The organism is Armatimonadota bacterium (assembly GCA_036504095.1).
Lineage (GTDB): Bacteria > Armatimonadota > DTGP01 > JAKQQT01 > JAKQQT01 > DASXUL01.
In genome coordinates, this window is sequence record DASXVS010000002.1 from 137,323 (window position 1) to 161,774 (window position 24,452).

The following is a 24,452-nucleotide window of genomic DNA, read 5'->3' on the forward strand; positions in this document are numbered from 1 at the left end:
GGTGAAGCGTTGGTTGCCGCATCCGGCTTTCATCGCTCATCGACCATCGTTCATCGTCTTCGCTACAGCGCGTACACCTCCGCACTTGGGACCACCTGCACGCCGCTGGCGGCCAGCGTGTCTACCGCCTTGTCGATGTCCTCCACACGGAAGATGACCAGGGCGTTGTCGCGGAACTTCTCCGTGAACGCGTAGAGGTATTCCACACTCACATCTGCCGAGCCGAGGGCTTCCATGATGTGTGACAGGCCGCCGGGCCGGTCCGGGACTTCCACCGCGATGACATCGGTGAGTCGCGTCACGAATCCGGCGGCCTTGAGCACCAAGACGGCGGCGGCGGGGTCGGTGACGATGAGGCGCAAAACGCCGAAATCGGACGTATCGGCCAGGCAGAGCGCCCGCATGTTGATGTGCGCCTCGCCAAGCACCTTTGTGACCGCGGCCAGGCGGCCGGGCTTGTTCTCAAGAAACACGGAGAGTTGCTGTACGCGCATCTTCACTCCCTCCTCATCCGAGGCATTCATGCCCCGGCATTATGGCCTTCGGCCACAAAAGCCCTGAAGGGCCTCCAAACCCCGAATCCCTGACTACACTTCCCGCAGATCCACCACCCGCTTCGCCTTGCCCTCGCTCCGCGGGATGGTGCGCGGCTCCACCAGCCGGACCCTCACCGAAATTCCAAGCACGTGCGTGATCTCGCTGTGGATACGTTTCTCAAGGTCTTCGATGGCCCGGATTTCGTCGTTGAACATCGCGTCCGACACCTCCACGCGGACCTCGATCTGGTCCAGATGCCCGGCGGCGCGGTCCACAACGATCAGGTAGTGCGGCTCCAGGTAGCCCAGTTCCAGAAGCGCCGATTCGATCTGCGACGGGAAGACGTTCACACCGCGCACGATGAGCATGTCATCGGTGCGGCCCATCAGGCGCTCCATGCGGGTCACCGTGCGCCCGCACGCGCACTTGTCCGTGTAGAGGCGCGAGAGGTCGCGCGTACGGTAGCGCAGCGCAGGCGCCGCCTGCCGGGAGATCGTCGTAAACACGAGTTCTCCGGTTGCGCCCGGCGGCAGGACCTCCTCCGTCTCGGGATCGATGATCTCCGGGATGAAGTGGTCCTCGCAGACATGAAGCCCGCACTGATGCGGACACTCATAGGAAACGCCAGGGCCGATCACTTCAGTCAGGCCGTAGATATCCAGCGCAGTGATCCCGAGCTTCGCCTCGATATCGCGCTGCATGGCGTTGGACCACGGCTCCGCCCCGAAGAACCCCACGCGCAGTTTCAGGGAGTCAAGCGGGATGCCTTCGTCGCGGATGGTCTCCGCCATGTACGCCGCAAACGACGGCGTGCACGCGAGAGCGGTGGCCCCGAAATCCTGAAGAAGCGTGATCTGGCGCTTGGTGTTGCCGCCCGAAACGGGAACGACCGTGGCGCCGACCCGCTCGGCCCCGTAATGAAGGCCCAGACCGCCGGTGAAAAGGCCGTAACCGTAAGCCACCTGGATGATATCGCCCGGAAAGACACCGCCGGCCGAAAGCGTCCGCGCGATGCATTCCGCCCAGAGCGCGATGTCGTCGCGCGTGTAGCCGACGACGATCGGCTTACCGGTGGTTCCCGAGGAGGCGTGAACCCGGACCACGTCGCCCATCGGGGAGGCAAACAGGCCGAACGGGTAGTTGTCCCGCAGGTCGGTCTTCACCGTGAAAGGGAGGACATGGAGGTCGTCGATTCCACGGATGTCGCCCGGGCAGATGCCCTTCGCGTCCATCGCCTTACGGTAGTGTGGCACGTTGTCGTAGCAGCGCCGCACCGTATCGCGAAGCCGTTGTGATTGCAGTTCGCGCATGGCATCGCGATCCATGCATTCGATCTGTTTGTTCCAGATGATGGTGTTGGTCATTTGGCCCTCATAGAGAATTGAGGGTTGAGAATTGAGATCTGAGGGTCCGGAGTCCGGTCTCATTTCTCCATTCTCATATCTCAAATCTGATGCTCCCACCCCGCGGCCAGGGCGCGTCGGTTCGACTCCAGGAACTTCGGCTTCACGGTGTCCGCCAGCGCCTGCTCCCATATTTCGCGCGGCAGGCCCAGTTCCCTGCCCAGACGTCCCAGAAGCACGACGTTCGCGGCTCGGGCGTTGCCGGCTTCGCACGCGAGGCGGTCGGCGTCCATGGCGAACACCTTCCCGCGCCGTGACACCGACTTCTCGACACCCTGCGGGTATTTCGCCGTGCCAAGGATCACCGGCATTGGCGAGATGATCTGCGTGCTCATGATAACAGCCGCATCCGGCTTCAGCATGTGCGACCAGCGCAGCGCTTCCAGTTGCTCGAAAGCCAGTATGAAATCCGCTGTTCCCGGGTCGATCGTGGGTGCGAAAATGCGGTCGCCGATTCGCACCTGGGTCACCACGGCGCCGCCGCGCTGGGCCATGCCGTGAGTTTCGGAGAACTTCACGTCTTTGCCCGCAAGTAATGCCACGCGGGACAGAATTCGCGCCGCCAGTATCGTCCCCTGCCCGCCAACACCAACAATGAGTATTGAGGTCGGGTCCAGGGCTGAGGGCTGAGGGCTGAAGGCTGGGAGAGACGCAGGTATCGGCGCGGCGCCTGAATCTTGAATCCTGGATACTGGATCCTTCATAGCTCCAGCGCTCCCGTCTGGCAAACGGTGACACACAGGCCGCACGAGGTGCACATCCCTTCGTTGATCACTGGCCTCTCATCATCGCTCCAGGAAATGGCCGGGCAGCCGGGATCCATGCACATCTGGCAACTGGCGCACGCTTCGTCCACCACTTTGACGGCCCTGCCCTCGAGGGTCGTGAGAAGCACGCACGGCCGCCGCGCGATAATGACGGACACCTCGGGCGCCTGCGTCTCTTCCTTGAGGGCTTGCTCAAGCCCCTCGATATCCAACGCGTCCAGCACGCGGATCCGGCGCACACCGAGGCCCTTGCAGATATCCTCGAGCACGGCCTGCGGCGCCGGACGCCCCTTGGCATCCTTTCCTGTTGCCGGGTGGTCCTGATGACCCGTCATCGCGGTGGTCGCGTTGTCCAGGATCAGAACCGTCCCGTGGCTACCGTTATAGACCATGTCCAACAGGCCGGTCATCCCGCTGTGAAGGAACGTTGAATCGCCGATCACTGCGACGGTCTTCTTCGCGTTCGCGGGATCCGCCTTTTCCATGCCCAGCGCGAGGCCGATGCTGGCCCCCATGTCCATGAACATGTCCAGCGCGTTGAGCGGCGGCAGCGCGGCGAGCGTGTAACAGCCGATATCGCCGGTTACGATCAGCCTCAATCGATTCAGCGTGAGAAACACGCCGCGGTGCGGACAGCCCGGGCACAACACCGGAGGGCGTCCCGCGGCCTCTTCCGGCGCGAACGGCGCGGGCGGCGGCGGCGGTTCAGCCATCGCTTTGGCGATCGCCGTCTTCACCATCGTTGTGGAAAGCTCCCCGATGCGCGGCAGGCCGAGTGGCACGATTTTTACGCCGGCCAGTCGAACATTTTCCGCGAGGAACGGCTCCAACTCCTCGACCACGACCACCTTCTCAACGCCCTCCGCGAACTCGCGGACCAGCTTCTCCGGTAGCGGGTAGGAGCACCCCAATTTCAGCACGCTGGCATCCGGGCGAGCCTCCTTCACGTATTGATAGGAGATCCCGGAGGTGATGATGCCGAGTTTGCGATCGCCCCATTCGATCCGGTTGATCGGCGTTGTTTCGGACCAGGCGGCCATTCGGTCGAACCGCGCCAGCACATCCGGCTGCCGGAGTTTGGCGTGCCCCGGGATCATCACGTATTTACGGACGTCCTTCTTATAGGGCCGCAGTTCGCAGGGTGTGCGCTCGCCGATCTCGACGAGGCTCTTCGAGTGCGAAATGCGCATAGTGGTCCTGAGGATCACTACCGTGTCCAGCTGCTCGGACATTTCAAGCGCCGCGCGCACCAAATCCTTGCATTCCTGGCTGTCGGATGGCTCTAGCACAGGAATTCGCGCGAAGCGGCCATAGAAACGGTTGTCCTGCTCGTTCTGGGACGAGTGGATCCCCGGGTCGTCCGCGCTGACGAGCACGATGCCGCCGTTAACGCCGGTGTAAGCGAGGGTGAGAAGCGGGTCGGCAGCCACGTTCACGCCGACGTGCTTCATAGCCGCCAGCGAACGGGCGCCGGCCATGGACCCGCCGATGGCGACCTCCAACGCAACCTTCTCGTTAGGCGACCATTGCGCGGCGATATCGTCGTACCGCGCGATGTTCTCCAGAATTTCAGTGCTGGGCGTGCCGGGATACGCCGCCGCCACCCGGACCCCATATTCATAAGCGCCCCGCGCAACGGCCTCGTTGCCCGAGAGCAGTTCCTTGCTCAAATGATGCCTCCCCTACATGCTTACGATACCGCGCCGCAAGGGGGGCAGGTCAAAAGGGGCGGGAGACGAGAATCAGGATGACTGCGGATGGCCAAGCGGAGGGGGCGGGGCGTCCACATGCGCCGGTGTGCCAGCCAGGTGCTCCCGCCACCATCGTTGGACCGCCAGGAACGCGAACCCCGACACAACTCCGAACGCGGAACCTGCGATGACGTCTGAGGGGTAGTGCATCCCGAGATAAGGCCGCGAGTAGCAGGTGAGGAGCGTAAACGGTATCAGCGCCGCGAGCCAGATGGGGCGGCGGGCTCCGAGCAGCACGGACACAAGCCAGGCGTAATGGGCGTGGCCGGACGGAAAAGAACTCGTGTACCACAACGGCCCCACCTGCCGCACACCATCGAGCGCAAGGAAGGGCCGCTCGCGGAATCCGTAAAGCGCCACAAGCTCAAACAGAAGGCGGTCCGCCAGGAGGAGCGCGACGCCGACGGCAGCCCATTCCTTCCAGCGCCCCCTGGGCGCTCCGACGAGTGTGCCCAAGACCAGCATCGCCAGCAGAAGACCGTGCTCTCCGAGGTACGAGATCGGATACAGCACGGCATCGAGCGCAACGCAGTGGTGCCCGTTCATCCAGAATAAGGTGCGTACATCCCAAGCCATCAAAGGGGTTCTCCCCTCTGTTCCTCGGAGCCCACTATTCGCCCGCCCTCACCGCTAGCGAGACCCCAGGATCCTGCGCGTGACTAGACACCGATATGCTCTATCGACGGATTATATCACGATGGGTATGCAAAGAAACCGCGCCAAACCTCTCTTCATCGCTCCTATGAGGGGCGCACGCACAACTGGAGTGGTATAATGAGGTAGCGCGGAGGCGCGGCCCGTTGATTTTCGAATGGGATCCTCACAAAGCGGGGCTGAACGAAGCGAAACATGGGGTGCGGTTTGAAGAAGCCGCGAGCGCCTTGGCCGATCACTTGTCGCTGACGAACCCGGATCCGTTGCACTCCGAAGAGGAAGACCGGTTTGTCACGTTTGGGATGTCTTCACGGCAGCGCGTGATCGTTGTCGTTCATACAGCGCGAGAAGGCCGAATTCGGCTGATAGGTGCACGCGTAGCGACACCGCGTGAAGTGAGAGCATATGAGCACAACCCTTGATCCGGACATGCTGGCTGAATATGAGTTTGAAGGTGGAGAGCGCGGCAAGTTCGCCGCGGACTACGCGCACGGCACAAACATCATAATCTTGGAACCGGAACTGATGGACGTTTTTCCGGACAGTGAAAGCGTCAACGCGGCGTTGCGCCCATTAGCGAACCTGATTCGGTCTCGAACCCTGTCGACTGCTCCATCCGCGAAGACTTAGCCGGCGCGGCTCAATCGGCCGCCTTCTTCGCTCCACGCTATAGCGCCCGTAGCCCCAGTTCGGCTTCGATCTCGACCAGAAGCTTGCGGTCCTCGTGCGTGAAATTGTGCCTCTTCAGGAGGTCCGGCCGGCGCTCCAACGTCAGGCGCATACTCTCCTTCCTGCGCCAGCGGCGGATCGCCTCGTGGTTGCCGCCCAGCAGAATCTCGGGTATCCTCCACCCCCGATACTCCGCCGGCTTGCTGAAATGCGGGTATTCGAGCAGCCCCTCGCTGAACGATTCTTCTTCGAACGACTCGCCGCGGCCCAGCACGCCCGGGATGAGCCGCGCCACGGAGTCCACGATCGCCATTGCCGCAATCTCGCCACCGGTGAGCACATAGTCGCCGATAGAAACCTCGTCGGTCACCAGATGTTCCCGCACCCGGTCATCCACGCCTTCGTAACGCCCGCAGAGGATGACCAGGCGGCCGCACGCGGCGAACTCCTCGGCTTTGCGCTGCGTATAGGGCTTGCCGCCGGGCGTGGTGAGCACTACACGCGCGCCGGTTTCGCCCGCCGTCAGGTCCTCCACGCAACGGAAAATCGGATCCGGGATCATCACCATGCCGGCCCCGCCGCCGAACGGCGTGTCGTCCGTCTGGTGGTGTTTATCCGTGGTGTAATCGCGCAAATTCACCGCGCGCAGATCGAGCAAGCCCTTGTCCCGGCCGATCTTGAGCATCGAGTTGTTCAGCACGCCGTCGAGCATCTCGGGGAAGATGGTCACTATGTCTACACGCAGCCTCGCGGCAGTAATCGCGTTGACCTCGTTCTTCTCGATCGGGCAATCATTCATACTGCAATTGTAGACCGCCTGCGCCCGCGCCAGGCTGCACCATGAGGAACCGGAATCTGTATGCAACCTATCGTGAACCTGTGGAACGACTCGGAGGCCGCCGCGCTCGGCGACGTCGATATCCTCGCCTATGTGTCCCGTCTGCTCGGCGCGGATCCCAGCCTCGTCGTCTGGGGTGGAGGCAACACATCCATCAAGACCAGTGAGACGGATTTCCGAGGCCGCCACGTCGCGGTGCTCCGCGTGAAAGGCAGCGGCAGCGACCTCAAGGCCGCCAAGCCCGCCGATTTCCCTGCGGTTTTCATGGACGACCTGCTGCCGCTGCTCAACCGCGGCGCGATGAACGACGAGGAGATGGTCTCGTGGGTGAACCACTCCCTCCTCGAACCGAACTCGCCGCGCCCGAGCATTGAGACGCTCCTCCACGCCTTCGTGCCCGCGAAATGCGTTCTGCACAGCCACGCTGACGCCATCGTGGCGCTCACCAACAACGAACGCGGCGAAGAGGTTATCCGCGAGGTATTCGGCGAAGACCTTGGCGTCATCCCGTACATTCGGCCCGGCTTCCGGATGTCTCAGATGGTCGGCGAGGCAGCCCGCAAAAACCCGGCGCTGAAAGGCGTCGTCCTGATGAACCACGGGCTGGTCACATGGCATGACGACCCGCGCGAAGCCTATGCGCTGCACGTGGAAATGGCGAACCGCGCCGTTGCCGGCATCCGGCATCCTGCATTCAGCATTCAGACTCCAGAGTCCGTCCTGGATGCTGAATGCAGGATGCAGAATGCTGCGTCTCTCGCGCCGACGCTGCGCGGCCTTCTGGGCGCGGACAAGCGCGTGGTGATGCGGTACGACGACTCCGAAGATGTCCTTCGGTTCGTGAACTGGGACCGCGCGCCGGAAGCGACCCGGAAGGGCGCCGCCACGCCGGACCACATCCTCAGCAGCAAGCGCCGTCCGATGTGGGTGATCGCGGACAACCCGGCCGACATCGAAAGCCTCCGCACCGCCGCGCGGGAAGGCCTGGAGGACTGGCACCGCGATTACCGCCAGTGGTACGAAACGTTCAACTCCGGCGAGGAAATGCTGCCGCCGTACCCCCGCGTCATACTCGTGAAGGGATTGGGCATGTTCACCGCGTGGGACAACTCGGCCAGGGCCGTTATCCCGGCGGATATCTACCACCATACCATCTCCATCATCGAAGCGGCGGAAAGCATCGCCCCGTACCGAAGCCAGTCCGACGCCGACGCCTTCGCCTCGGAATACTGGCCGCTGGAACTCTACAAGCTCACGCTCGCGCCGCCGGAAAAGGAACTCGCCCGGCGCGTGGCGCTGGTGACGGGCGCCGCCGGCGCGATCGGCGCGGGCATCGCGCGCAAGTTCGCCGCCGCGGGCGCACACGTAATCTGCGCCGATCTCGACCTGCCGAAAGCGCCATCGCTGGCTTCTGACATCACCGCCGCGAACAAGGCGAACCCCGCGTTGGCCGTCGAAATGGACGTCACGAGCGAGCCGTCGGTCCAGGCAGCGTTCCGGCAGATCGCTCTGGCGTACGGCGGCATCGACATTCTCGTTTCCAACGCCGGCATCGCGCATAGCTGCCCCATTGACTGTCTGGAACTCGCCGACTGGCAGCGAAGCCTCGATGTGAACGCCACCGGCCATTTCCTGGTAGCGCGCGAAGCGCTGCGGATGATGAAGCAGCAGGGGACCGGTGGAAGCCTTGTTTTCATCGCGACCAAGAATGTCACCTCGCCCGGAAAGGACTTCGCGGCCTACAGCGCGGCGAAATCCGCCGAGGCGCAATTGGCGAAGGTTCTGGCGCTGGAGGCGGGCCCGTTCGGCATCCGCAGCAATATGGTTAATCCGGATGCGGTATTCGAGGGCAGCGGATTATGGTCGGACGAGGTGCGGGAGCAGCGTGCGAAGGCGCAGGGTATCCGGCCGGAGGAAATCGAGGAGTTCTATCGGAAGCGCAACATCCTGCAGGCGAACGTAACGGCCGAGGATGTGGCGGAAGCGGCGTTGTTCCTGGCATCGGACCGCAGCGCCAAGACGACGGGCGCGATGATCCCGGTTGACGGCGGGATCAAGGACGCGTTTCCTCGGTAGCGCTCAGGAGCCCGTGGCCGGCGGCCACGGCAGGGAACGCAGCACCTCCGTGTCTGAGAAACCGCAGTCCAGACAGGCAGGCACGTCCGAACCGCCCTCGATCGGGGGGACGAAGGCGTGCTCAACCGGGCGGTGGCACTGGCTGCACCATCGCCATTTCTCATCCACGAGGAAGCGGTAATAGTCGCGAGCCATATGCTTCCAGTGGTACAGGGCGGGTCTCATGATCCCATCCTCCGTTGGAAGACCCCTGTTGGCGTCTTCCCTCCACAGGATATATACCACACTGGGGCGCGCCATCAAACAGTTAGCGGACGGACATTGGATGCGCCATTCGCCCACTTCCGCCCGTCGGCCAAAGCGGTCGGATAGCCCTGTCGGTTGGTCGATCCGCCGATTCCAAACGCCGCCTATGCGCTCGTTACAACCGCGGCGTCCGCCGTCGGACGGTTCCCCGTTCCCGTCTAAACCTGCGTCAGTCGGTGCGCCACTCGTTCACGGTGCGTCGGGCAAGGGAACACGCGTGGAATACGGCTCGCGGCCGCTATGCCGGGGGCCCTTCGTTTGGGCGAGCGCCCGGGAAGGTAAACATGTAAGCAAGGGAGAAGAAAAATGTTGATCAACCATAGTCGGATCCTGGCGGTCGTGGTCCTGGCGGGCCTGGCCACCGGATGCAGCAGTTCGAGCAGCCTGTTCAAGCCCAGCGTGGCCGACCAGAAGAAGCTGGGCGACCAGGCCGCCGTGGACCTCGAAAAACAGAGCAAGATGGTCGCCGGACCGCGCCTAGCCCGCGTGGAGCACGTTGGACAGAGGCTTGTGAACGCCCTGCCGTCCAACGACCGCAAGACGTGGGATTTCCGGTTCCACGTCATCGACAGCAAGGAGGTCAATGCCTTCGCGCTTCCAGGCGGCAACATGTTCATCTACACCGGCCTGCTCGACCGCATCAAGACGGACGATGAACTGGCCGCGGTGATGGGGCACGAGATGACGCACGTCCGTAAGGAACACTGGGCCAATATGGCCGCGAAAGACCAGGAGCGCTCGGCCGGGCTTGGAATCCTCCTGGGCGTTACGAGGGCCAGCCGCGACTGGTACAACGTGGCCGGGGTGGCTAATTCCCTGGTGAACCTCCGGTACTCCCGCAAGGATGAGGATCAGGCGGACGAAGGCGGCCTGAACAACATGGTCGCCGCAGGGTACAGACCCAGCGGTATGCTGGACCTGTTCCACACCCTGGAAGTGGCGGCCAGGGAGGGCAGCACGCCCACCTTCCTGCGCGATCATCCGCTGACCTCCACACGCATAGCCAAAACGAAGCAGCGCATCGCCAGGATGAATCGCTGACGCATAGAGGGCGAGATAAGGGGAAGGCGCAACGACGCGCTTTCCCCTCCCACTTTGGTGCCCGCCACCGCACAAATCCACGTAGCTCTGACGCCTGCTCCCGTCCCTCAGCCTTTACCCCTCAGCCCTCGAATCACGTCCAGGTTCCGCCTGTCGTCGTCCGGGTTGTTCTTGGGGGTCTCGAGGATGAACGGAACATGCGCGAGGCGTGGGTCGTTCACAAGCGCGCGGAACGCATCGGGGCCGATCTGCCCCTCCCCGATGTCCTGATGAACGTCAGATTTCCCACCCAACGCCTTGCGGTTGTCGTTGGCGTGGATGCAAAGCAGGCGGTCGAGGCCCACCAGCGCATCGAACTCGTCGATCATCGCCGTTGTGCCTTCGGCGCTGGAGATGTCGTATCCCGTGGCCCATACGTGGGCGGTGTCGATACAGATGGCAACGCGGTCCGCCACGGGCCCGCACAACTCGAGAACGCTCTCCAGTTCCTCGAAGCGCGAACCAACCAGTTTCCCCGATCCATTGGTCGTCTCCAGGAGCACGGTCGTGCCGCTCCCGTCCTCGGAAAGCACCTCGACCAGCGCGGCCGCCACGCGCCGGATGCCGGCGTCCATCCCTGCCCCGAGGTGGCTGCCGATATGGCTGTTCACGTACTCGCTGCCGCTGCGCTCGGCCTGCGCCAGTGCGTCGCGTAGCATCTGCTTTGAGCGGCCCCAGTTGAAATCGTCAGGCGATGCGAGGTTGATGAGGTAGGGCGTGTGCAGCACGCACGGCTTCATGTCCAGGCGTTCTCGCTCGGCGCAGAAAAAGGCACAGTCGGCCTCCTTCCACGCGGTCCCCTTCCAGGCGCCGGGGTTGCCACTGAAGATCTGGAGGCAGTTGCAGGTGGCGTCCTCGGCCCATTTCAATGAGCCGCGGAGGCCGCCCGACAGCGGCGCGTGGACTCCGAAGCGTTCAGGTAGGGCGCTCAAATCGTCTTCCCGCTCTCTGCCGCCGCGGGCGCCTTGGCCGTCGCAGGCTTCTTCATCGACTGCGCGAAAAGGTTGATCGCCGCCAGGATGAGGAAGATCGCGAACACGCGCTTCAGTATCTGCGGGTTCAGGCTGAGGTTCATCCGCGACCCTACCACGTTGCAGACCGCAAACCCGATGGCGACCCACAATACGATGCGCCAGTCTATCTGGCCCGCACGGTGGAAAGTGATCACGCCGGGAAGCGCGACCGGTAGCACAACGATCGCCAGGGAAGTCGCCGCCGCCCTGTGCGGGTCCATCTTCATCAAAATCGTGAAGATGGGCAGCATGATCAGCCCGCCTCCGATCCCGAACAACCCGCTGGCCACCCCAGCAATTGCGCCCACACACAATAGTCCCACCGCCGACTGAAGCCACATCTTCGCTCATCCCCCCTGTGAAAACATCGTTTCATTCAGTATGTATCCGCAATCGCCCCGCCGTATCGGGCACGGGAGTTGCTATCAATACCGCAACGAACAAAGGCTCCGCCGATGGCGGAGCCCAGGGTAACCGGAAGGAGGCAGGTCAGCGGCAGCGACGGGTGTTATCGGCGAAGGCCAGGATCGCATCGGCGAGGTCCCCGGCGGAGGGGTTGAACTTTCCGGCGGCCATCCGGCGGCGAACCTCCCGCACTTTGTCCAAACGAATATCCGGTAGCGCGGCGTAAGCTGCGCGAGCGCGCAGGGCCTGTTCCGCCGGAATCGCCGGCGCGGTTGTGGCCGCCACAGCGCCACGGTCCCCGATAATCGCCCCGTCATGTGTGTAAATCACGTGCTTCTCCCCGCTCTGGCGCCCGCGGCGGCGCCGTCCCGTCTGCTCACACTAACAGTTTCGACGGTGCAGCGCCGAAACTTGAGCGGGATTCACATCTGTACCACATTTCCGGAGAATTCTCACAAGACTTTTTTCAGCCGGCCAAATCCCATGCCTCCTCGCCCAGGCGACGCATGGCCAGCGACTGCTGCCAACGGTCGGACGTCTCGCGCCCCTGCGCGTCCACGATGCCGTAAGTCGGCGGCCCCAGTTCGCTGACGAACGGCAGGATATCGCCGGGAACCGCAGCGCGCTTCCAGTGCGCCATCGCGATGGTCCAGAGCCGTACAAAATCTCGAGCCGGCCCGGACAACCCGTCGCCGACATCCACCTGGATCTGCTGGCCGTTGGAGACGCGCGCGTGGAATGACGAAACGCGCTCCAGCACCGGCGCGAGGTGCTCCTCCGTCATCGCCGTGAACTCGGACCCGACGGCGAAGTGCGAGAGGTCCGCGCAAAAACGCACGTCCGGCACGCGCCGGACCAGTTCCCACACACGGAAGAGGTTCTCAGTCACGGTACCCCGGTGCGTCTCCACGAAAACGGGCAGCCCCACGTCATCGGATAGCGCCATCAGGTCCCGGACCAGCGCCTCAATCTCATCGTCGGTGTTGTAAGGCCCTTCCACGTGGCAGTTGGCATAATCCGCCCCCAGCGAGACCGCGTGTTTGAGTTTGCCCTCAAAACCGGTGATATTCCCGCTCCGCGCGCCGTATCCGAGGCGCAGCCCGTGCCGGCCAAGCGTATCCCTTATCTCCGGGCCGGTCTTCTCGTCAGGCCAGCACTCGACCGCTTCGAAACCGGCCTCCGCCACGCGACGGAATTTCTCGTCCAGGCTCCATTCGGGACCGCCGCGGGGCAGTTCGATCAGCGCCCACATCGCGTGGGTCGGTCTCAGGCGCGGCGGGTTGGCACTACCATCGTTCAGACGGCTCGGCATAAGTGACTCCTTGATCTGTGTTAGTCGGAGTCACAACACAGCATGCCTGCGCCGGGTTCAAGGGAGGCGCGGAGGCAGAAATCAGGCCTATGCAGGGAGGCTCACGGGAGGCCCGGCGCCGCCACGATGTTCGCCCGCACTTCGTTCCAGGGGCGGGCGGCCGCGTGACCGTCGCAGTAGACCGATACCGTGAGGCCGTCCCACTCCATGTAGGCGGGACGTCCCTGCGGCGGCGAATGCCACGGCAGCACGTCCGTGATCAGCACCACGCGCGTCGGCCGCGCAACTACCGACGTCGGACGGGCGGCCAGGGCAGAGTTCTCGGGCTTGGGATAGGGGTTCTCGTCCACCACCCGCGCGTACATATCGCGATAGAAATAACTGGCGCCGCCGTCTTTCCAGAACGGGCGGGCGGGGCCGGTCATCCAGTAATCGCTGAACTTGAGATTCAGGCCGGTGTCCGAGGGGCAGCGCCATATCTCGCGGGCCGCGCCGTACGGAGAGACGGCCTCGATAATGCCGGGCGTGCCTTCGATGAACGGTCCGAATGACGCGTACTGCGGCGTGTTCCATTCGTTCCACGCGGCGGGGAAGGTGTCATTCCAGTCGTCCGCGTACGCGCGGATAGCGACGCCTATCTGTTGCAGGTTTGAGAGGCAGACGGCACGATCTGCTTTCGTACGTGAACGCGATAGAACAGGCAGCGCGATGCCCGCCAGAATGGCGATGATCCCGCTCACCACCAGCATCTCCAGCAGTGTGAAGCCGGCCCGGGCAGTAGGCAGGAGGCAGGAGACAAAAGAGGGTGTCCCGCGCACCGAACCCCGATTCCTCATATACAATCTGCAGTACCTCCGCGCTACCTCCACGTTCCTCTGCGTCCTCCGCGTCCTCTGCGCTGAACTCCTACGTCCAGGACTACTGAAGCAAGATCGATGCCCGGTGTTGTAACCTCGCGATTCGCGCCGCCGTATCGGCTTTGGACGCGCTGGTGGCATCGCGTCATACACTATTGCCGATGGCTACCCAGGCCGCGACGCGGCGAAAGGACGGTTTACCACACATGGGTTATTCTGTCGTACTCATTGCTCTGGCAGTGGTTTTCACCATCGTCACCTACAACCGGTTGGTCGCGCTTCGAAACCGCGTGAAGAACGCGTGGGCGCAGGTGGACGTGCAATTGAAGCGCCGCCACGACCTCATTCCGAACCTCATCGAGACGGCGAAGGGCTACATGGCCCACGAGGCCTCCGTGCTCGAAAGCGTCACCCAGGCGCGCAATCAGGCCATGGGGGCGAGCGGCGTCGCCGGCGCCGCGCAGGCTGAGAACGCTCTCACACAGAGTCTGCGCTCGCTTTTCGCCGTCGCCGAGGCCTATCCGGACCTGAAGGCCAACACCAACATGCTCGCCCTGCAGGAGGAGCTTTCCAGCACGGAAAACAAGATCGCGTTCGCCCGCCAGTTCTACAACGACTCCGTGATGGGCTACAACAACTCCATTCAGCAGTTTCCCGGCAACTATTTCGCGGGCATGTTCGGCTTTCACGAGGAAGCGCTCTTCCAACTTGAAGACCCCGCCGAACGGGAAGTGCCCCAGGTTAAGTTCTAGGTTCCAGGAGAATTGAATGTCTGACAACACACACGAATCCGCCGGTTTTCACCACCTGGCCATGAAGGTCTGGGATTTCGACGCCACCCTGTCCTTTTACCGCGAAGCGCTCGGTTTCATCCCGGCGTACTCGTGGGGCGCGGACGAACGCGCTGCCGGGGGAACCGATTCACGAGCGGCCTTCCTGGACGGAGGAAACGGGAACTACATGGAGATCTTCGCCGGCGGCAGTCGACCGCCGACCGAGGAGCCTCCGGAAGGTGTCCTCCTACATATCGCGCTCCGCGCGCAGGATTGTGACGCCGCCCTCACACGCGCCCGCACCGCTGGAGCGAAGGTCACGATGGAGACGGCGGACATACCGGTCGCCGGAACGCCGCCGACCACCGTCCGCATCGCCTTCATCAAGGGCCCGGACAACGAAATCATCGAGTTCTTCCAGAACGATTTGCTCCGTTAGGGTATCGGGTGCGGGGTCCAGGGTCTAGCCACTCAACCCTACACCCTGGACCCCATACCCTAGACCCTTGCCATGTACGATCAGATTGCCGCGAACAAACGGGACTCCGGATTGCTGCTCATCGGCGTGATGCTGCTTCTGCTGGGCATCGGCTACGTTTTCGCGCGCGCCGAGGGCCTTCCTGTTGAGTTCGGCCTCTTTGCCGCCGCTTGCGTCGGCGTGGTCGCGTGGTTGACGGCCTATTTTGGCGGAAGCTCGATGCTCCTCGCGGCGAGCAGCGCACGGCAGATATCGCACGAGGACGCACCGCAGCTCTTCAATGTCGTTGAGGAGATGTCGATCGCGGCCGGGCTGCCGATGCCGAAGGTGTACATCATCGATGACTCGGCGCCCAACGCGTTCGCCACGGGCCGCAGCCCGGAGACCGCCAGCCTCGCCATCACTACCGGCCTGCTGGAGAAACTCAGCCGCGATGAGCTTCAGGGCGTGATGGCGCACGAGATGTCGCACGTCCGCAACTTTGACACCCGGCTCATGATGCTCCTGGCCGTGCTCGTCGGCGGCATCGTGCTCGCGGCGGACGCCTTCTGGCGCATCAGCTATTTCGGCGGCGGACGGCGGCGAGACAGGGACAGCGACGGCGGCGGGCAGTTGCAGCTGCTCTTCATGGTACTCGCGATCGCCCTGGCGATCCTGGCCCCCATCTTCGCCAAGATGCTCGAAATGGCGGTCTCCCGCCAGCGCGAATACCTGGCCGACGCCAGCGCCGCGCTCATCACTCGCTATCCGGCGGGGCTCGCCGCAGCCCTTGAAAAGATCAGCGCCGACCCCGAGCCGCTGGAGGCCGCCAATCGCGCTACCCAGCACCTCTATATCGTGAATCCGCTCAAGGGCGCCACGCAGAAGGCCGCCGGCCTGTTCGATACCCACCCTCCCATTGAGGAGCGCGTAAGAAGGCTGCGCGCGATGGAAAGCCATCCGGCATAGAGTTCCGGGTTTCGAGTTCCGGGTTCCGAGTTCCGGGTTCCGAGTTCCGGGTTCCGGGTTCAGGGTTCAGGGTTTCGGGTTCCGGATTCCGATCACACGGTACGACCGGCGTCCCGCCGGTCATTCACCCGGTGGGCCCGCAATCAATCTCCCACCGGGTGCGCTTCGCGCTTGTTGTCGACGAGTTTCTTTGCTCCGCTCAGAATGACAAAGGCCAGGACCCTCCGCACCTTTCCCCGTGTTAGGCCTATATTGAGACGTAAGGCTCGGAACCCGGAACTCGAAACTCGAAACCCAAACATGCCCAAACACGAATACAACGGCGCGCTCATAACCGCCATCGAACCCGGCAGCATCGCCGATGAAGCCGGCTTGGAACCGGGCGACCGCATCCTCAAGATCAACGGCGAGGAACTGCGGGACGTTCTGGACTACCAGATGCACGCCTATGACGAAGACGTGGACCTGGAGGTCGCGCGCGGCGACCAGGCCGAACTCATCCAGATCGAGAAATACGCCGGCGAGGGACTCGGCCTGGAACTGGGCGATGTGGTGTTTGACGGCGTCAAGCAGTGCACCAACCGCTGCGTTTTCTGTTTCATCCATCAGAACCCGAAGGGCATGCGCGAGACCATCTGGGTGAAGGACGATGATTACCGCCTCTCCTTCCTGGAGGGCCATTTCGTCACGCTCACGAATCTGTCCGATGTCGAATGGCGCCGCATCGTGGACGAGCGGATGTCGCCGATGCGGGTCAGCGTTCACGCCACGGACCCGGCCGTGCGGCAGAAGATGATCCTCCACAAAAACGCCGGCAAGGTGATGGAGCAGATCCGGGAACTCGTTTCGGTCGGCATCACGGTCCACTGCCAGGTGGTCCTGTGCCCCGGCTGGAACGACGGCGAGGTGCTGCGCCGCACGGTCTATGATCTCGCCCCGTTGTACCCGGGCGTGGAATCGCTGGCCATCGTGCCCGTGGGCCTCACGAAATACCGCAAGAACCTGCCGGACCTCGTTCCCGTAACCCCGGAGATAGCGCGCGACGTCATCAAGACGGTTGGCGGCTACCAGCGCGATCTCAAGCGCACCATCGGCAGCCGCTTCGTTTATCTGGGCGATGAGTTCTACCTCCAGGCCGGGATTGCGCTTCCGAAATACACGGAGTACGAAGGCTATCCGGCTCTGGATGACGGCGTGGGAACGTGCCGCTGGTGGGACCATCGTTGGCGCAACGCCCGCAAGAACCTGCCGGAAGGCATCGCCAAGCCGCGCCGCGTAACGGTTGTGACCGGCGAAATGGCCGGGCCGTTCCTCCAGAAATCGGTGGACCGCCTGAACGAGATCGCGAACGTGGATGCAACTCTAATCCCGGTGAAAAACGAGTTCTACGGAGGCGGCATCAATGTGGCCGGCCTCGTCACCGGATCGGACATCGTCACCGCCCTTGCCGGGACGGATGTGGGACAGGAGACGATCGTGCCGGAGATCATGGTCCGCCAGGGCCGCTTCCTCGACGACGTGACGCTGGAGGACATTCAAAGGGCCACCGGCCGCCCGGTCCGCGTGGTAAGCACGGATCCCGCCGGCCTCATCGATGGGGTGTTAGGACTGTGACGCGGCCACAAAGGGATCGATGAAGCGCACTCCCTCGACGGTGCGGTCGTTTTGGAAGTCTTCGCTGTAAAGCACCGTGGCGCCAGCTTCTCTGGCTGCTGCCCAGATGAGCGCATCCCAGAAGGAGAAGCCATAATTGGGCATCGCATCCAGGGCAAGAAAAGTCAGCGATGCTGTCAGCGGGACTACGGTGGCAGCGCTCGCAAGAAGGTAGACCATTTCGCTCGCCACCGTGTGGCTAAGTGCCGGCGGCTTCATCGGACGCGTAGCGACCGAGTAGAACTCATTCAGAACCTGCACGCTCACCACAAGGGAACCGCTATCGCGGAGCAGTTCCAATAACGCGAGGGCCGCGTCGTGTTTGGCCCCGGCGTCCGGATCAGCCGAGTAGACCAGGACATTGGTGTCAACGAAGCTCGCGTTTGCGGTCGGCCACACGATCGTGAATCTCCTCGCGAGTGGGGTATGGCGGCCCCCCGAGGGGAACCCCCTGCCTGAAACGGCCTATCAACCGCTCTAGCGCTTCTCGACGCTCGGCTGGGCCCACTTCGGCCGACTGCGCGAACGTCACCAGGACACGGGCATCGTCCCGGGCGAAACTTGGCTTCTCGTCCAACTCGACCTTGCCGTCTCGGTATGTGCCTTCCACTGTCAGCAGTCCCATGGGCAAACCTCTTGATTCACATGATACGCTGACGGGTGTTCAATGTACAACAGCAAGAACTCGTTGAAGCCGCACCAAACCTCCTCTGGTTGATGGTAGGTGCGCTTGCGCCTGCGATCCTTCTCGTTTCACTGCGGGATCTGTTTGACGGCGAAATGAGAGTGGGGAAACGGGGGAATGGACTCATTCCCTCATTTCCCCACTTTCCCCGTTTCCCTTGCCCGTCCCACGGGAAAGGCCGCGAGCGTATCTTATGGTCAAGGGTAGCGCGGGCTAATGGTGCGTATCAAACGATCAATCGGCCTGATTTGTCTACGCCGTACCACTGACGCCCCATTCCCCATCCCCTCCTCCGTGTTGACGCTCACAGACACCGGGGCGTACAATATAGCGTGTGGGGCGCCCCGGCGGGCGCCCCCATTTTACATACGTCCGCTCGGAGGAGCCCCCTGATGGAAAACGTCCTGTTGTCGGATCCAGGCTACGGCGAAGCTCGGCTCGCCAACGCCCGCGCAAAAGGCCAATATGAAGCCCTCGCGCAAGCCCTGCAAAAGGGCGCGGATTCCGTGCTGGACGCTGTCGGCGAATCGGGCCTCCGGGGACGCGGAGTCGGCTGGCCCGTCCACGACAAGTGGCTCACATACCGCAAATCGCCCACGGAAACGAAATACCTCATTTGCAACGCCCACGAAGGCGAGCCCGGCAGTTTCAAGGATCGGGCGCTGCTGGAGCGCTTCCCGCACAAAGTGTTGGAGGGCATTCTCCTCGCAGCCTTCGCCGGCGGCGCCACGAAGGGCATCTACTACACCGATGAGAACCACGATGACGCCCTCTCCGCGATCAACAAGGCTATGGACGAAGCCCGTGAGGCCAACCTCCTGGGCGCGAACATCCTCGGATCCGGTTGGGACTTCGAAATCGAGGTCGCCGTCTTCAACAGCTCGCAGTTCCCGAACTACGTGAACGTCAGCGGCGAAGAGACCGCCATCTGCGAGTTTCTGGAAGGCCGGCGTCCGCTCCCGCGGCAGAAGCCCCCTTACGCCGTCGAGGCCGGCCTCCGCGGCAAGCCAACACTCGTCCACAACGTTGAAACGTTCGCCCAACTCCCCGCCATCATCCGCAACGGCGCCCGTTGGTTCAGGTCGATGGGCACAGCGGCCACCCCGGGCACGCTGCTGATGAGCCTGATGGGCCCCGTCAACAACCCGGACGTCTACGAGGTTGAGGCCGGCACCAGCCTCCGCTACCTCATCGATACGCTGGGCGGCGGGTTGATCGAGAACCGGGCGCTCAAGGCCGTCGCGCCGGGCGGACCGGCGTCCGAGTTCATCCTCGGCAGCGCCGCCGATGTCGCCATCGACTACGCCCCGCTCGAGGCGGTTGGCACGCGCCTCGGCGTCGGCGCGGTGTGGGTCATCCCGGCCGGCACGTGCATGGTCGAGGAATGTCTCAAAATGTCGCGCTGGTACGAGCGCATGTCCTGCCGCCAGTGCACCGGCTGCGGCATGGGAAGCAGCGTCATCTTCAGCAACCTCGGCGATATCCGGCGCGGCGTGGTCGGCGTGGAGTACCTCGACTACCTGGCCAGCGTCTGCGAATGGATGCCGGGAAACGGCATCTGCGAATTCGTCGACCGCGTGCCGCGCCACATATTGAGCGCCATGAACCTCTTCCCCGAGGATTTCCTGCAGCACCTCAAAGAAGGCCGCTGCGCGGACGGCTCATTCAGCCTCGTCAACAAGAAGTTCTTCGACCCAACGGCGGTCCTGCAAACCGGCGATGAGGACATGCCGATCAGGCCTTAGCGCCGGAACTGACTTGTGAGCACCTGGAGATGAGGTTTCGAAATCAGGAACCCATTTCCCAGGTTCTCAAGTCTATAACCTCAATACTCGAATGACTTCATACGAAACAACCGACGATCTGAAGAATCTGCCGATCCACGACAACGGCGAGCCGCTTGTGGATTTTCGCACCTGCGGCGCGGTGTTCGCGCCGCGCCACAGCGTGTTCCCGTTCCCGCGGCTGCCGCTTCTGCGTTGGGGCGTCGTGGCCAGGCTCGTCGAGGTGGTGAAAGCGCTTCCCGTCGGCTGGACGCTGCACATCAACGAGGGCTTCCGGCCCATCGAGGTCCAGCGCCTTCAGTTTGAGGCGGGCCGGCGTCGCTTCGAATCGATGTTCCCGGACATGGATCCCGCTGAACGCGCCGCACTGCTCGAGGATTTCACCGCGCCGCCCGACGTCCCCGAGGTCCCGCCGCCGCACAGCACCGGCGGCGCATTGGACATCCGGCTGCTGGATGCTAACGGCGAGGAGGTAGACCTTGTCTCGCCGTTCGCGCGGGACGATACCTTGCACGTCGCCGCGTGGGATGCGCCCGTTTCACCTGAAGCGCGCGCGAACCGCGAGATACTGGGGGCCGCAATGGCAGCCGGCGGCATCACGAACTACCCCGCAGAGTACTGGCACTGGAGTTATGGCGACCAGGGCTGGGCCCACCGCGGCGGCCACCCCGCCGCGATCTACGGACGCCTGGACTACACGATTGCCGGCCTTGAGGCGATGACCGGCATACTCGCAAACCGCGAGAATCCCCTGCACGACTGGCCCGTGGACCTCCCAAAGGAAATCATCACATAGCAGACGGCCGGGGGCAGGGAGCCAGGGTTCTCCCCTGACCCCCAGCCGTTGCGGCACACCCTGCGTCAGTCTTCTTCCCAGCTCTTCGGGCTGAAGCCGGTGACCACACCCTTAACGTTCTGAAGCGCTTCGTCGTAATGCAGAACGGTGCCGTTGCCGTTGAAAGATACGGTCTTCCCGGCCAGGGAACCGTACACGTTCCCGGAGGTGCCGGCGCCGTTCAGCACGATGTCGGCTTCAGGGGCGTACACGGCCGCGGAAAGCGCCCCGTTGCCGGAGATGCTCACGCTGGTGCAGGTCGGCGTGCCGTAGAGGATGAGATCGCACGGCCGCGCCAGCCTGCCGGTCATATCGTTGTTGTTCACGATGCCGTTGCCGCCAATGAACATGCTGCCTGTAACGTAAAGGTACACGCGACCGCTGGTGGTGACGATGCTGTTACCGGTCAGGCTGATCGAATCGCAATAGTACGTGCCCGCAGGGATGGCCAGCGAGCCGGTGATGGCATTCCTGCCGCCATTGATCCTCGAAATCGGGATGGCGTCGCCCGGAATGGCCACATCGGGCATAGTGGCGGTTGCCGGGGCCGACAGTACGCTGCCGGATATGCGGCTGCGATCCAGCGTCACGCTGTTCAGATTCGTGCTTGGACCGTAGATCACGTTTCCGCCGCAGTGGCCGTTGTTCAAGATGGTGATGGCGCTGGGGTTCGTGGAATCCGTCCGAATGTCTCCCTTGGTGCCCACGTTGGTGCCGCCGTACGTACCGCCGCCCGTGGCGGGATCGGAGTTGTACGAGTCCGTTTCGCCGTTGGCCAGCGGAACGCCGTTACGGCCGAACGCCGCCGCGCTGAATGGTGTACCCCAACGCTTGTATGCTATCACCCGCACCTGCTTGGCCAACTTGCCCCGCCCGTTGGCGGCAGGGGAGTATCCATGCGCCGTCACCTGCAGGTAGTCACCCCCCAGTTCGATGATCGGATCCACCGTATAGGTTCCGATGGTGGTGGTCGCCCCGCCAACCGTTTCGACCAGCGGCTTATCGGTGAAATCCACCGGGCTGCCGGTGCAGCGCCACACAGGGTTCGTGTTCATCTGGTTCAGCGCGCGTTCGATACCGGCCTCCGCCAGATTCCGAACGATGAGCGTCTGGCCGCCCGCGCGCGTGGATTTCTGCTCCGATGTAGCCATCGTTGTCATCGCCACCCCCAGCGCGAGCACGATGACCATGAACGCCAGCGCCGCTATCATGGCGAACCCACGGCGCTTTCGATTGTGATTGATATCAGTCATTTTGTGTATCCTCTCGCGATGGGCAAAGTCAGACCTGTGGTGGGACGTTTACCGTCACGGAAGACGCCGCCGCCTCCCGACCCACAACAACGTTGGTGACCGTGGCCGCCGCGCCGTCGGTGGGTGATGCCGTGACGGAGTACGTCCCTTCCATCAGGCCATAAAGTTCAAAGGTCCCGATCGCGTCCGAAGTGGTGGAAATTACGATGGTGCCGACAGGGTAGGCGCCGGTGGTGCTGGTATACGTAGCCTTCACAACGGCATTTGGCACGCCCACGCCGTTGCGCATCACGCACCCGGGGATGCTTCCGCTGCGCATGTTCCGAAGCCGCACCCCGGTCACCGAGACGGGGCACTCGCCGCTGGCCCTGCCGGTACCCAGAATCTGCGTCTGGAAGTCGATGGAAGCGACCCTCGGGCCGGCGGTGGCGGCGACCGGCGTTCCGTCGCGATTTTTCAGTACAAGCGTGAACTGCTGGACATTGCGGGCTATTACCGCGGATCTCTCCGCCGAACGGTAGCTGGTTCGCGGCGAGTGCGCATCGTTGGTTACCACATTGACGGCCGGAACCACGGTTCGCCGCAGCGTCTGGTCCGCGGGATTGATGTAGTAGATAACAGTGTCCGTCACGATCGCCTGGGGCGTCGCCGTTCCGACCCCGTAGTACAGCAGACCGTAGGCGTCCTGCGAGGGAACCTGCAGAATCAAGCAGGCAGCCGGGCTCGGCCCGGAGGATGCCGTATAGGACACGCCGTCCACGATTGTGGAACTGAGAAATGCGGTTGCGCCGCGCGCGTCGGTGGCCATGCGGTCCAGCACCGTGCGCGTGCGAAGCTGCGCGTAGGTACGCGCCTGCTCGTTATGAAAGCCTCTGGTGCCTCCGACGTAAAGCCCGACGGCGGTGGCCATCAGACCGCCGGAAATAGCGGTCGCCACCACCGTTTCCATCAATGATACACCGTAACGGCCTATTCTGAATCGTTTCATCGTGCCCCGATTCCTCCCTGGGCGATGATGGTGCCCATAACCGCGTATCGCGGCTGCTTGTTGGGATCCGTCCAGCGCACGATGACGGTCACATGCTTGGCCGGGTACGTCGCGGTTGTGCCATTCGGGCCCAAGGTGGTGCTGGTGCCGTTCGAGTCGTTGGTGATGATTACACCGCCGCTGCCGCCGCTGAGATTGGCGAGGTTGGGGATCTGCCCCGGATAGCCGGCGTCACCCGGTCTTGAGGCATCGGAAGTCCCATCCGCCTTCAGAAAGCGGGCTTCCTGCGTCCCGGCCGGGGTCGGCGCCTTTATGATGGTCTGCAACGTCGCGAAGGGGATGTTGCGCACCAGTTCGATCTCGAGCTGCGCTGCCTGGTAGGCCTGGGCCATGTTCCTGGCATCGGAGTTGCCAACCGTGCTGATGGCCACCAGGTAAAATGCCGATACGATTCCCACTACGGTAAGGACGATCGCGCACAGAACCTCCACAAGCGTGAAGCCCCGGCGTTTCCCTCGGTGAATTGCAGCATGGCCGCTTCGGCGCGGCGCGCCTGAATCCGGTTTTCTCAAGGCAGCCTCCTTTACAGGCTCTATAGTCGCGGGCGATCCCTGGTGAGCGCCACGGGGAACGCAGATCACTGCAGGACCGGATCCGTTGCGGTGGCGGGGGCCCCGTTGTTCACAACGGATCGAATTGCGCCGCTCGCGTCGATGAAGAACGAACGCCGGCCGGTTGTCCCGAATTGAATGGGGCACGCGGTGATGGCGTAGTTGCTGGCGTCGCCGCCGCCCGCGAAAGCGTATCCGGACTTCTGCCCTGACGCGAGAATCGGGTCCAGTTCCGGTGGCACGAGCGCCCCCAGGTCCTGGATATGGGAGGGATAGGCGTAGTTCCCGCCCACGTTCCGCAGCTGATAGGTCTCCATCGCCTTCGAGATGACGCGCATCGAACCGATCGCGCTACTCTCGTTGGCGGCCATCCGGGACTCCAGCATGTTCGGTATGGCAAGCCCTGCCAGGATAAGGATGACCGTGATCACGATCAACAGCTCCACGAGTGTGAAGCCTCTCGGCCGGCGGCGGTACGCGTTTGCTATCAAAGACATGTACAAACTCCTGTGTAGGCGAACAACCACCCCATACGAAGAGGGCGGTCCCATGCCTTTATACCACGACGCCGGGGCCATCCGGCAGGGGGGAGCAGTACCAACTCATGTCCGCCCTAGTATGAAGGAGCCTGGTCGTTTACACTGAGGAGGCGGGAGGCTCAGGCAAAGCTGGCGGAGGTTCGAGGCATCCTGGCCGAAACGGAGCGGGGAACGAGCCCAGTGGAGACGAAAGACGCCTCCTCCTTCAACTTCGCCAGTCCGGGCCGGAATCGGCGC

Annotated in this window: 28 protein-coding genes; 10 read left to right on the forward strand and 18 right to left on the reverse strand. The window is 63.2% G+C overall.

Annotated features, from left to right (window positions below; translation table 11 throughout):
* Nucleotides 1-62: 62 nt before the first annotated feature.
* From VGM51_00760 to VGM51_00780, 5 genes are all read right to left on the reverse strand, one after another.
* Nucleotides 63-494 carry an ACT domain-containing protein gene (locus tag VGM51_00760; protein HEY3411564.1) on the reverse strand — a complete coding sequence of 144 codons (432 nt, stop codon included), beginning with the start codon at nucleotides 492-494 and terminating at the stop codon, nucleotides 63-65.
* 93 nt (nucleotides 495-587) lie between these two features.
* Nucleotides 588-1,901 (reverse strand): phenylacetate--CoA ligase, encoded by a 1,314-nt coding sequence (locus VGM51_00765; protein ID HEY3411565.1) that lies wholly within the window; start codon nucleotides 1,899-1,901, stop codon nucleotides 588-590.
* 80 nt (nucleotides 1,902-1,981) lie between these two features.
* Entirely contained in the window at nucleotides 1,982-2,644 is a 663-nt protein-coding gene (locus VGM51_00770) for an indolepyruvate oxidoreductase subunit beta (protein HEY3411566.1), read from the reverse strand.
* Complete coding sequence (gene iorA / locus VGM51_00775; protein ID HEY3411567.1) at nucleotides 2,641-4,377, reverse strand: indolepyruvate ferredoxin oxidoreductase subunit alpha; 1,737 nt, start codon at nucleotides 4,375-4,377, stop codon at nucleotides 2,641-2,643. The genes VGM51_00770 and iorA overlap by 4 nt, the downstream gene beginning before the upstream one ends.
* A 72-nt stretch (nucleotides 4,378-4,449) precedes the next feature.
* Nucleotides 4,450-5,034: a phosphatase PAP2 family protein gene (locus tag VGM51_00780; protein HEY3411568.1), complete on the reverse strand. Its 585-nt coding sequence runs from the start codon at nucleotides 5,032-5,034 to the stop codon at nucleotides 4,450-4,452.
* 224 nt (nucleotides 5,035-5,258) lie between these two features.
* Between VGM51_00780 and VGM51_00785 the strand changes: the two genes are divergently transcribed.
* Both VGM51_00785 and VGM51_00790 read left to right on the forward strand, forming a co-directional pair.
* The gene (locus tag VGM51_00785; GenBank protein HEY3411569.1) at nucleotides 5,259-5,534 is read left to right on the forward strand and encodes a BrnT family toxin; all 276 of its coding nucleotides are present in this window, start codon (nucleotides 5,259-5,261) and stop codon (nucleotides 5,532-5,534) included.
* Nucleotides 5,518-5,742 carry a hypothetical protein gene (locus VGM51_00790; GenBank protein HEY3411570.1) on the forward strand — a complete coding sequence of 75 codons (225 nt, stop codon included), beginning with the start codon at nucleotides 5,518-5,520 and terminating at the stop codon, nucleotides 5,740-5,742. Before VGM51_00785 ends, VGM51_00790 begins: the two co-directional genes overlap by 17 nt.
* A gap of 37 nt (nucleotides 5,743-5,779) precedes the next feature.
* On the opposite strand, the gene trmD is transcribed toward VGM51_00790, so the two are convergent.
* Entirely contained in the window at nucleotides 5,780-6,526 is a 747-nt protein-coding gene (trmD, locus tag VGM51_00795; GenBank protein ID HEY3411571.1) for a tRNA (guanosine(37)-N1)-methyltransferase TrmD, read from the reverse strand.
* Nucleotides 6,527-6,640: 114 nt separating this feature from the next.
* On the opposite strand from trmD, the gene rhaD reads away from it, so the two are divergent.
* Nucleotides 6,641-8,695 (forward strand): bifunctional rhamnulose-1-phosphate aldolase/short-chain dehydrogenase, encoded by a 2,055-nt coding sequence (gene rhaD / locus VGM51_00800; protein ID HEY3411572.1) that lies wholly within the window; start codon nucleotides 6,641-6,643, stop codon nucleotides 8,693-8,695.
* A 3-nt stretch (nucleotides 8,696-8,698) separates the two neighbouring features.
* Here the strand turns inward: rhaD and VGM51_00805 are convergent, their stop codons facing one another.
* Nucleotides 8,699-8,920, reverse strand: a complete 222-nt coding sequence (locus tag VGM51_00805) for a hypothetical protein (protein HEY3411573.1) — start codon at nucleotides 8,918-8,920, stop codon at nucleotides 8,699-8,701.
* A gap of 387 nt (nucleotides 8,921-9,307) precedes the next feature.
* On the opposite strand from VGM51_00805, the gene VGM51_00810 reads away from it, so the two are divergent.
* On the forward strand, nucleotides 9,308-10,042 hold the full coding sequence (locus tag VGM51_00810) for a M48 family metalloprotease (GenBank protein ID HEY3411574.1): 735 nt from the start codon (nucleotides 9,308-9,310) through the stop codon (nucleotides 10,040-10,042).
* A 107-nt stretch (nucleotides 10,043-10,149) separates the two neighbouring features.
* Here the strand turns inward: VGM51_00810 and VGM51_00815 are convergent, their stop codons facing one another.
* From VGM51_00815 to VGM51_00835, 5 genes are all read right to left on the reverse strand, one after another.
* Nucleotides 10,150-11,013, reverse strand: a complete 864-nt coding sequence (locus VGM51_00815; protein ID HEY3411575.1) for a deoxyribonuclease IV — start codon at nucleotides 11,011-11,013, stop codon at nucleotides 10,150-10,152.
* Nucleotides 11,010-11,402: a sulfite exporter TauE/SafE family protein gene (locus VGM51_00820; GenBank protein HEY3411576.1), complete on the reverse strand. Its 393-nt coding sequence runs from the start codon at nucleotides 11,400-11,402 to the stop codon at nucleotides 11,010-11,012. The genes VGM51_00815 and VGM51_00820 overlap by 4 nt, the downstream gene beginning before the upstream one ends.
* A gap of 181 nt (nucleotides 11,403-11,583) precedes the next feature.
* Entirely contained in the window at nucleotides 11,584-11,829 is a 246-nt protein-coding gene (locus VGM51_00825) for a flagellar biosynthesis anti-sigma factor FlgM (protein ID HEY3411577.1), read from the reverse strand.
* A 136-nt stretch (nucleotides 11,830-11,965) separates the two neighbouring features.
* The gene (locus tag VGM51_00830) at nucleotides 11,966-12,811 is read right to left on the reverse strand and encodes a TIM barrel protein (GenBank protein HEY3411578.1); all 846 of its coding nucleotides are present in this window, start codon (nucleotides 12,809-12,811) and stop codon (nucleotides 11,966-11,968) included.
* A gap of 101 nt (nucleotides 12,812-12,912) precedes the next feature.
* Entirely contained in the window at nucleotides 12,913-13,629 is a 717-nt protein-coding gene (locus VGM51_00835) for a type II secretion system protein (GenBank protein ID HEY3411579.1), read from the reverse strand.
* Nucleotides 13,630-13,874: 245 nt separating this feature from the next.
* Here VGM51_00835 and VGM51_00840 point away from each other — a divergent pair, with 245 nt between their 5' ends.
* From VGM51_00840 to VGM51_00855, 4 genes are all read left to right on the forward strand, one after another.
* Nucleotides 13,875-14,420 carry a LemA family protein gene (locus tag VGM51_00840; protein ID HEY3411580.1) on the forward strand — a complete coding sequence of 182 codons (546 nt, stop codon included), beginning with the start codon at nucleotides 13,875-13,877 and terminating at the stop codon, nucleotides 14,418-14,420.
* A 16-nt stretch (nucleotides 14,421-14,436) separates the two neighbouring features.
* Complete coding sequence (locus tag VGM51_00845; GenBank protein ID HEY3411581.1) at nucleotides 14,437-14,880, forward strand: VOC family protein; 444 nt, start codon at nucleotides 14,437-14,439, stop codon at nucleotides 14,878-14,880.
* A 72-nt stretch (nucleotides 14,881-14,952) separates the two neighbouring features.
* Nucleotides 14,953-15,867 (forward strand): M48 family metallopeptidase, encoded by a 915-nt coding sequence (locus tag VGM51_00850; GenBank protein ID HEY3411582.1) that lies wholly within the window; start codon nucleotides 14,953-14,955, stop codon nucleotides 15,865-15,867.
* A 300-nt stretch (nucleotides 15,868-16,167) separates the two neighbouring features.
* Nucleotides 16,168-17,481, forward strand: coding sequence for a DUF512 domain-containing protein (locus VGM51_00855; protein HEY3411583.1), 1,314 nt, complete (start codon nucleotides 16,168-16,170; stop codon nucleotides 17,479-17,481).
* Here the strand turns inward: VGM51_00855 and VGM51_00860 are convergent.
* Both VGM51_00860 and VGM51_00865 read right to left on the reverse strand, forming a co-directional pair.
* Nucleotides 17,470-17,919 carry a PIN domain-containing protein gene (locus VGM51_00860; GenBank protein ID HEY3411584.1) on the reverse strand — a complete coding sequence of 150 codons (450 nt, stop codon included), beginning with the start codon at nucleotides 17,917-17,919 and terminating at the stop codon, nucleotides 17,470-17,472. The genes VGM51_00855 and VGM51_00860 overlap by 12 nt on opposite strands.
* A complete protein-coding gene (locus tag VGM51_00865; GenBank protein HEY3411585.1) occupies nucleotides 17,888-18,145 on the reverse strand; it encodes a hypothetical protein in 258 nt (85 codons plus the stop codon). Before VGM51_00865 ends, VGM51_00860 begins: the two co-directional genes overlap by 32 nt.
* A gap of 452 nt (nucleotides 18,146-18,597) precedes the next feature.
* Here VGM51_00865 and VGM51_00870 point away from each other — a divergent pair, with 452 nt between their 5' ends.
* Together VGM51_00870 and VGM51_00875 are read left to right on the forward strand one after the other, a co-directional pair.
* Complete coding sequence (locus tag VGM51_00870) at nucleotides 18,598-19,950, forward strand: NADH-ubiquinone oxidoreductase-F iron-sulfur binding region domain-containing protein (GenBank protein HEY3411586.1); 1,353 nt, start codon at nucleotides 18,598-18,600, stop codon at nucleotides 19,948-19,950.
* A gap of 91 nt (nucleotides 19,951-20,041) precedes the next feature.
* Nucleotides 20,042-20,785, forward strand: coding sequence for a M15 family metallopeptidase (locus VGM51_00875; GenBank protein ID HEY3411587.1), 744 nt, complete (start codon nucleotides 20,042-20,044; stop codon nucleotides 20,783-20,785).
* 65 nt (nucleotides 20,786-20,850) lie between these two features.
* Here VGM51_00875 and VGM51_00880 read toward each other — a convergent pair whose 3' ends face one another.
* The 4 genes from VGM51_00880 to VGM51_00895 all read right to left on the reverse strand — a co-directional run bounded on the left by VGM51_00880 (nucleotide 20,851) and on the right by VGM51_00895 (nucleotide 24,173).
* The gene (locus VGM51_00880) at nucleotides 20,851-22,077 is read right to left on the reverse strand and encodes a hypothetical protein (GenBank protein ID HEY3411588.1); all 1,227 of its coding nucleotides are present in this window, start codon (nucleotides 22,075-22,077) and stop codon (nucleotides 20,851-20,853) included.
* A 28-nt stretch (nucleotides 22,078-22,105) separates the two neighbouring features.
* Nucleotides 22,106-23,065 carry a carboxypeptidase-like regulatory domain-containing protein gene (locus tag VGM51_00885; GenBank protein HEY3411589.1) on the reverse strand — a complete coding sequence of 320 codons (960 nt, stop codon included), beginning with the start codon at nucleotides 23,063-23,065 and terminating at the stop codon, nucleotides 22,106-22,108.
* Nucleotides 23,062-23,637, reverse strand: coding sequence for a type II secretion system protein (locus VGM51_00890; protein HEY3411590.1), 576 nt, complete (start codon nucleotides 23,635-23,637; stop codon nucleotides 23,062-23,064). The genes VGM51_00885 and VGM51_00890 overlap by 4 nt, the downstream gene beginning before the upstream one ends.
* A gap of 65 nt (nucleotides 23,638-23,702) precedes the next feature.
* Nucleotides 23,703-24,173, reverse strand: a complete 471-nt coding sequence (locus VGM51_00895; GenBank protein ID HEY3411591.1) for a prepilin-type N-terminal cleavage/methylation domain-containing protein — start codon at nucleotides 24,171-24,173, stop codon at nucleotides 23,703-23,705.
* Nucleotides 24,174-24,452 lie beyond the last annotated feature (279 nt).

Coding starts and splice junctions, on each gene's coding strand:
- VGM51_00770 (HEY3411566.1), bottom strand. CDS start 2,644: ATGAAGGATCCAGTATCCAGGATTCAAGATTCAGGCGCCGCGCCGATA.
- VGM51_00875 (HEY3411587.1), top strand. CDS start 20,042: ATGACTTCATACGAAACAACCGACGATCTGAAGAATCTGCCGATCCAC.
- VGM51_00810 (HEY3411574.1), top strand. CDS start 9,308: ATGTTGATCAACCATAGTCGGATCCTGGCGGTCGTGGTCCTGGCGGGC.
- rhaD (HEY3411572.1), top strand. CDS start 6,641: ATGCAACCTATCGTGAACCTGTGGAACGACTCGGAGGCCGCCGCGCTC.
- VGM51_00790 (HEY3411570.1), top strand. CDS start 5,518: ATGAGCACAACCCTTGATCCGGACATGCTGGCTGAATATGAGTTTGAA.
- VGM51_00760 (HEY3411564.1), bottom strand. CDS start 494: ATGCGCGTACAGCAACTCTCCGTGTTTCTTGAGAACAAGCCCGGCCGC.
- VGM51_00765 (HEY3411565.1), bottom strand. CDS start 1,901: ATGACCAACACCATCATCTGGAACAAACAGATCGAATGCATGGATCGC.
- VGM51_00895 (HEY3411591.1), bottom strand. CDS start 24,173: ATGTCTTTGATAGCAAACGCGTACCGCCGCCGGCCGAGAGGCTTCACA.
- VGM51_00855 (HEY3411583.1), top strand. CDS start 16,168: ATGCCCAAACACGAATACAACGGCGCGCTCATAACCGCCATCGAACCC.
- VGM51_00865 (HEY3411585.1), bottom strand. CDS start 18,145: ATGGGACTGCTGACAGTGGAAGGCACATACCGAGACGGCAAGGTCGAG.
- VGM51_00780 (HEY3411568.1), bottom strand. CDS start 5,034: ATGGCTTGGGATGTACGCACCTTATTCTGGATGAACGGGCACCACTGC.
- VGM51_00845 (HEY3411581.1), top strand. CDS start 14,437: ATGTCTGACAACACACACGAATCCGCCGGTTTTCACCACCTGGCCATG.
- VGM51_00880 (HEY3411588.1), bottom strand. CDS start 22,077: ATGACTGATATCAATCACAATCGAAAGCGCCGTGGGTTCGCCATGATA.
- VGM51_00830 (HEY3411578.1), bottom strand. CDS start 12,811: ATGCCGAGCCGTCTGAACGATGGTAGTGCCAACCCGCCGCGCCTGAGA.
- VGM51_00870 (HEY3411586.1), top strand. CDS start 18,598: ATGGAAAACGTCCTGTTGTCGGATCCAGGCTACGGCGAAGCTCGGCTC.
- VGM51_00840 (HEY3411580.1), top strand. CDS start 13,875: ATGGGTTATTCTGTCGTACTCATTGCTCTGGCAGTGGTTTTCACCATC.
- VGM51_00885 (HEY3411589.1), bottom strand. CDS start 23,065: ATGAAACGATTCAGAATAGGCCGTTACGGTGTATCATTGATGGAAACG.
- VGM51_00850 (HEY3411582.1), top strand. CDS start 14,953: ATGTACGATCAGATTGCCGCGAACAAACGGGACTCCGGATTGCTGCTC.
- VGM51_00805 (HEY3411573.1), bottom strand. CDS start 8,920: ATGAGACCCGCCCTGTACCACTGGAAGCATATGGCTCGCGACTATTAC.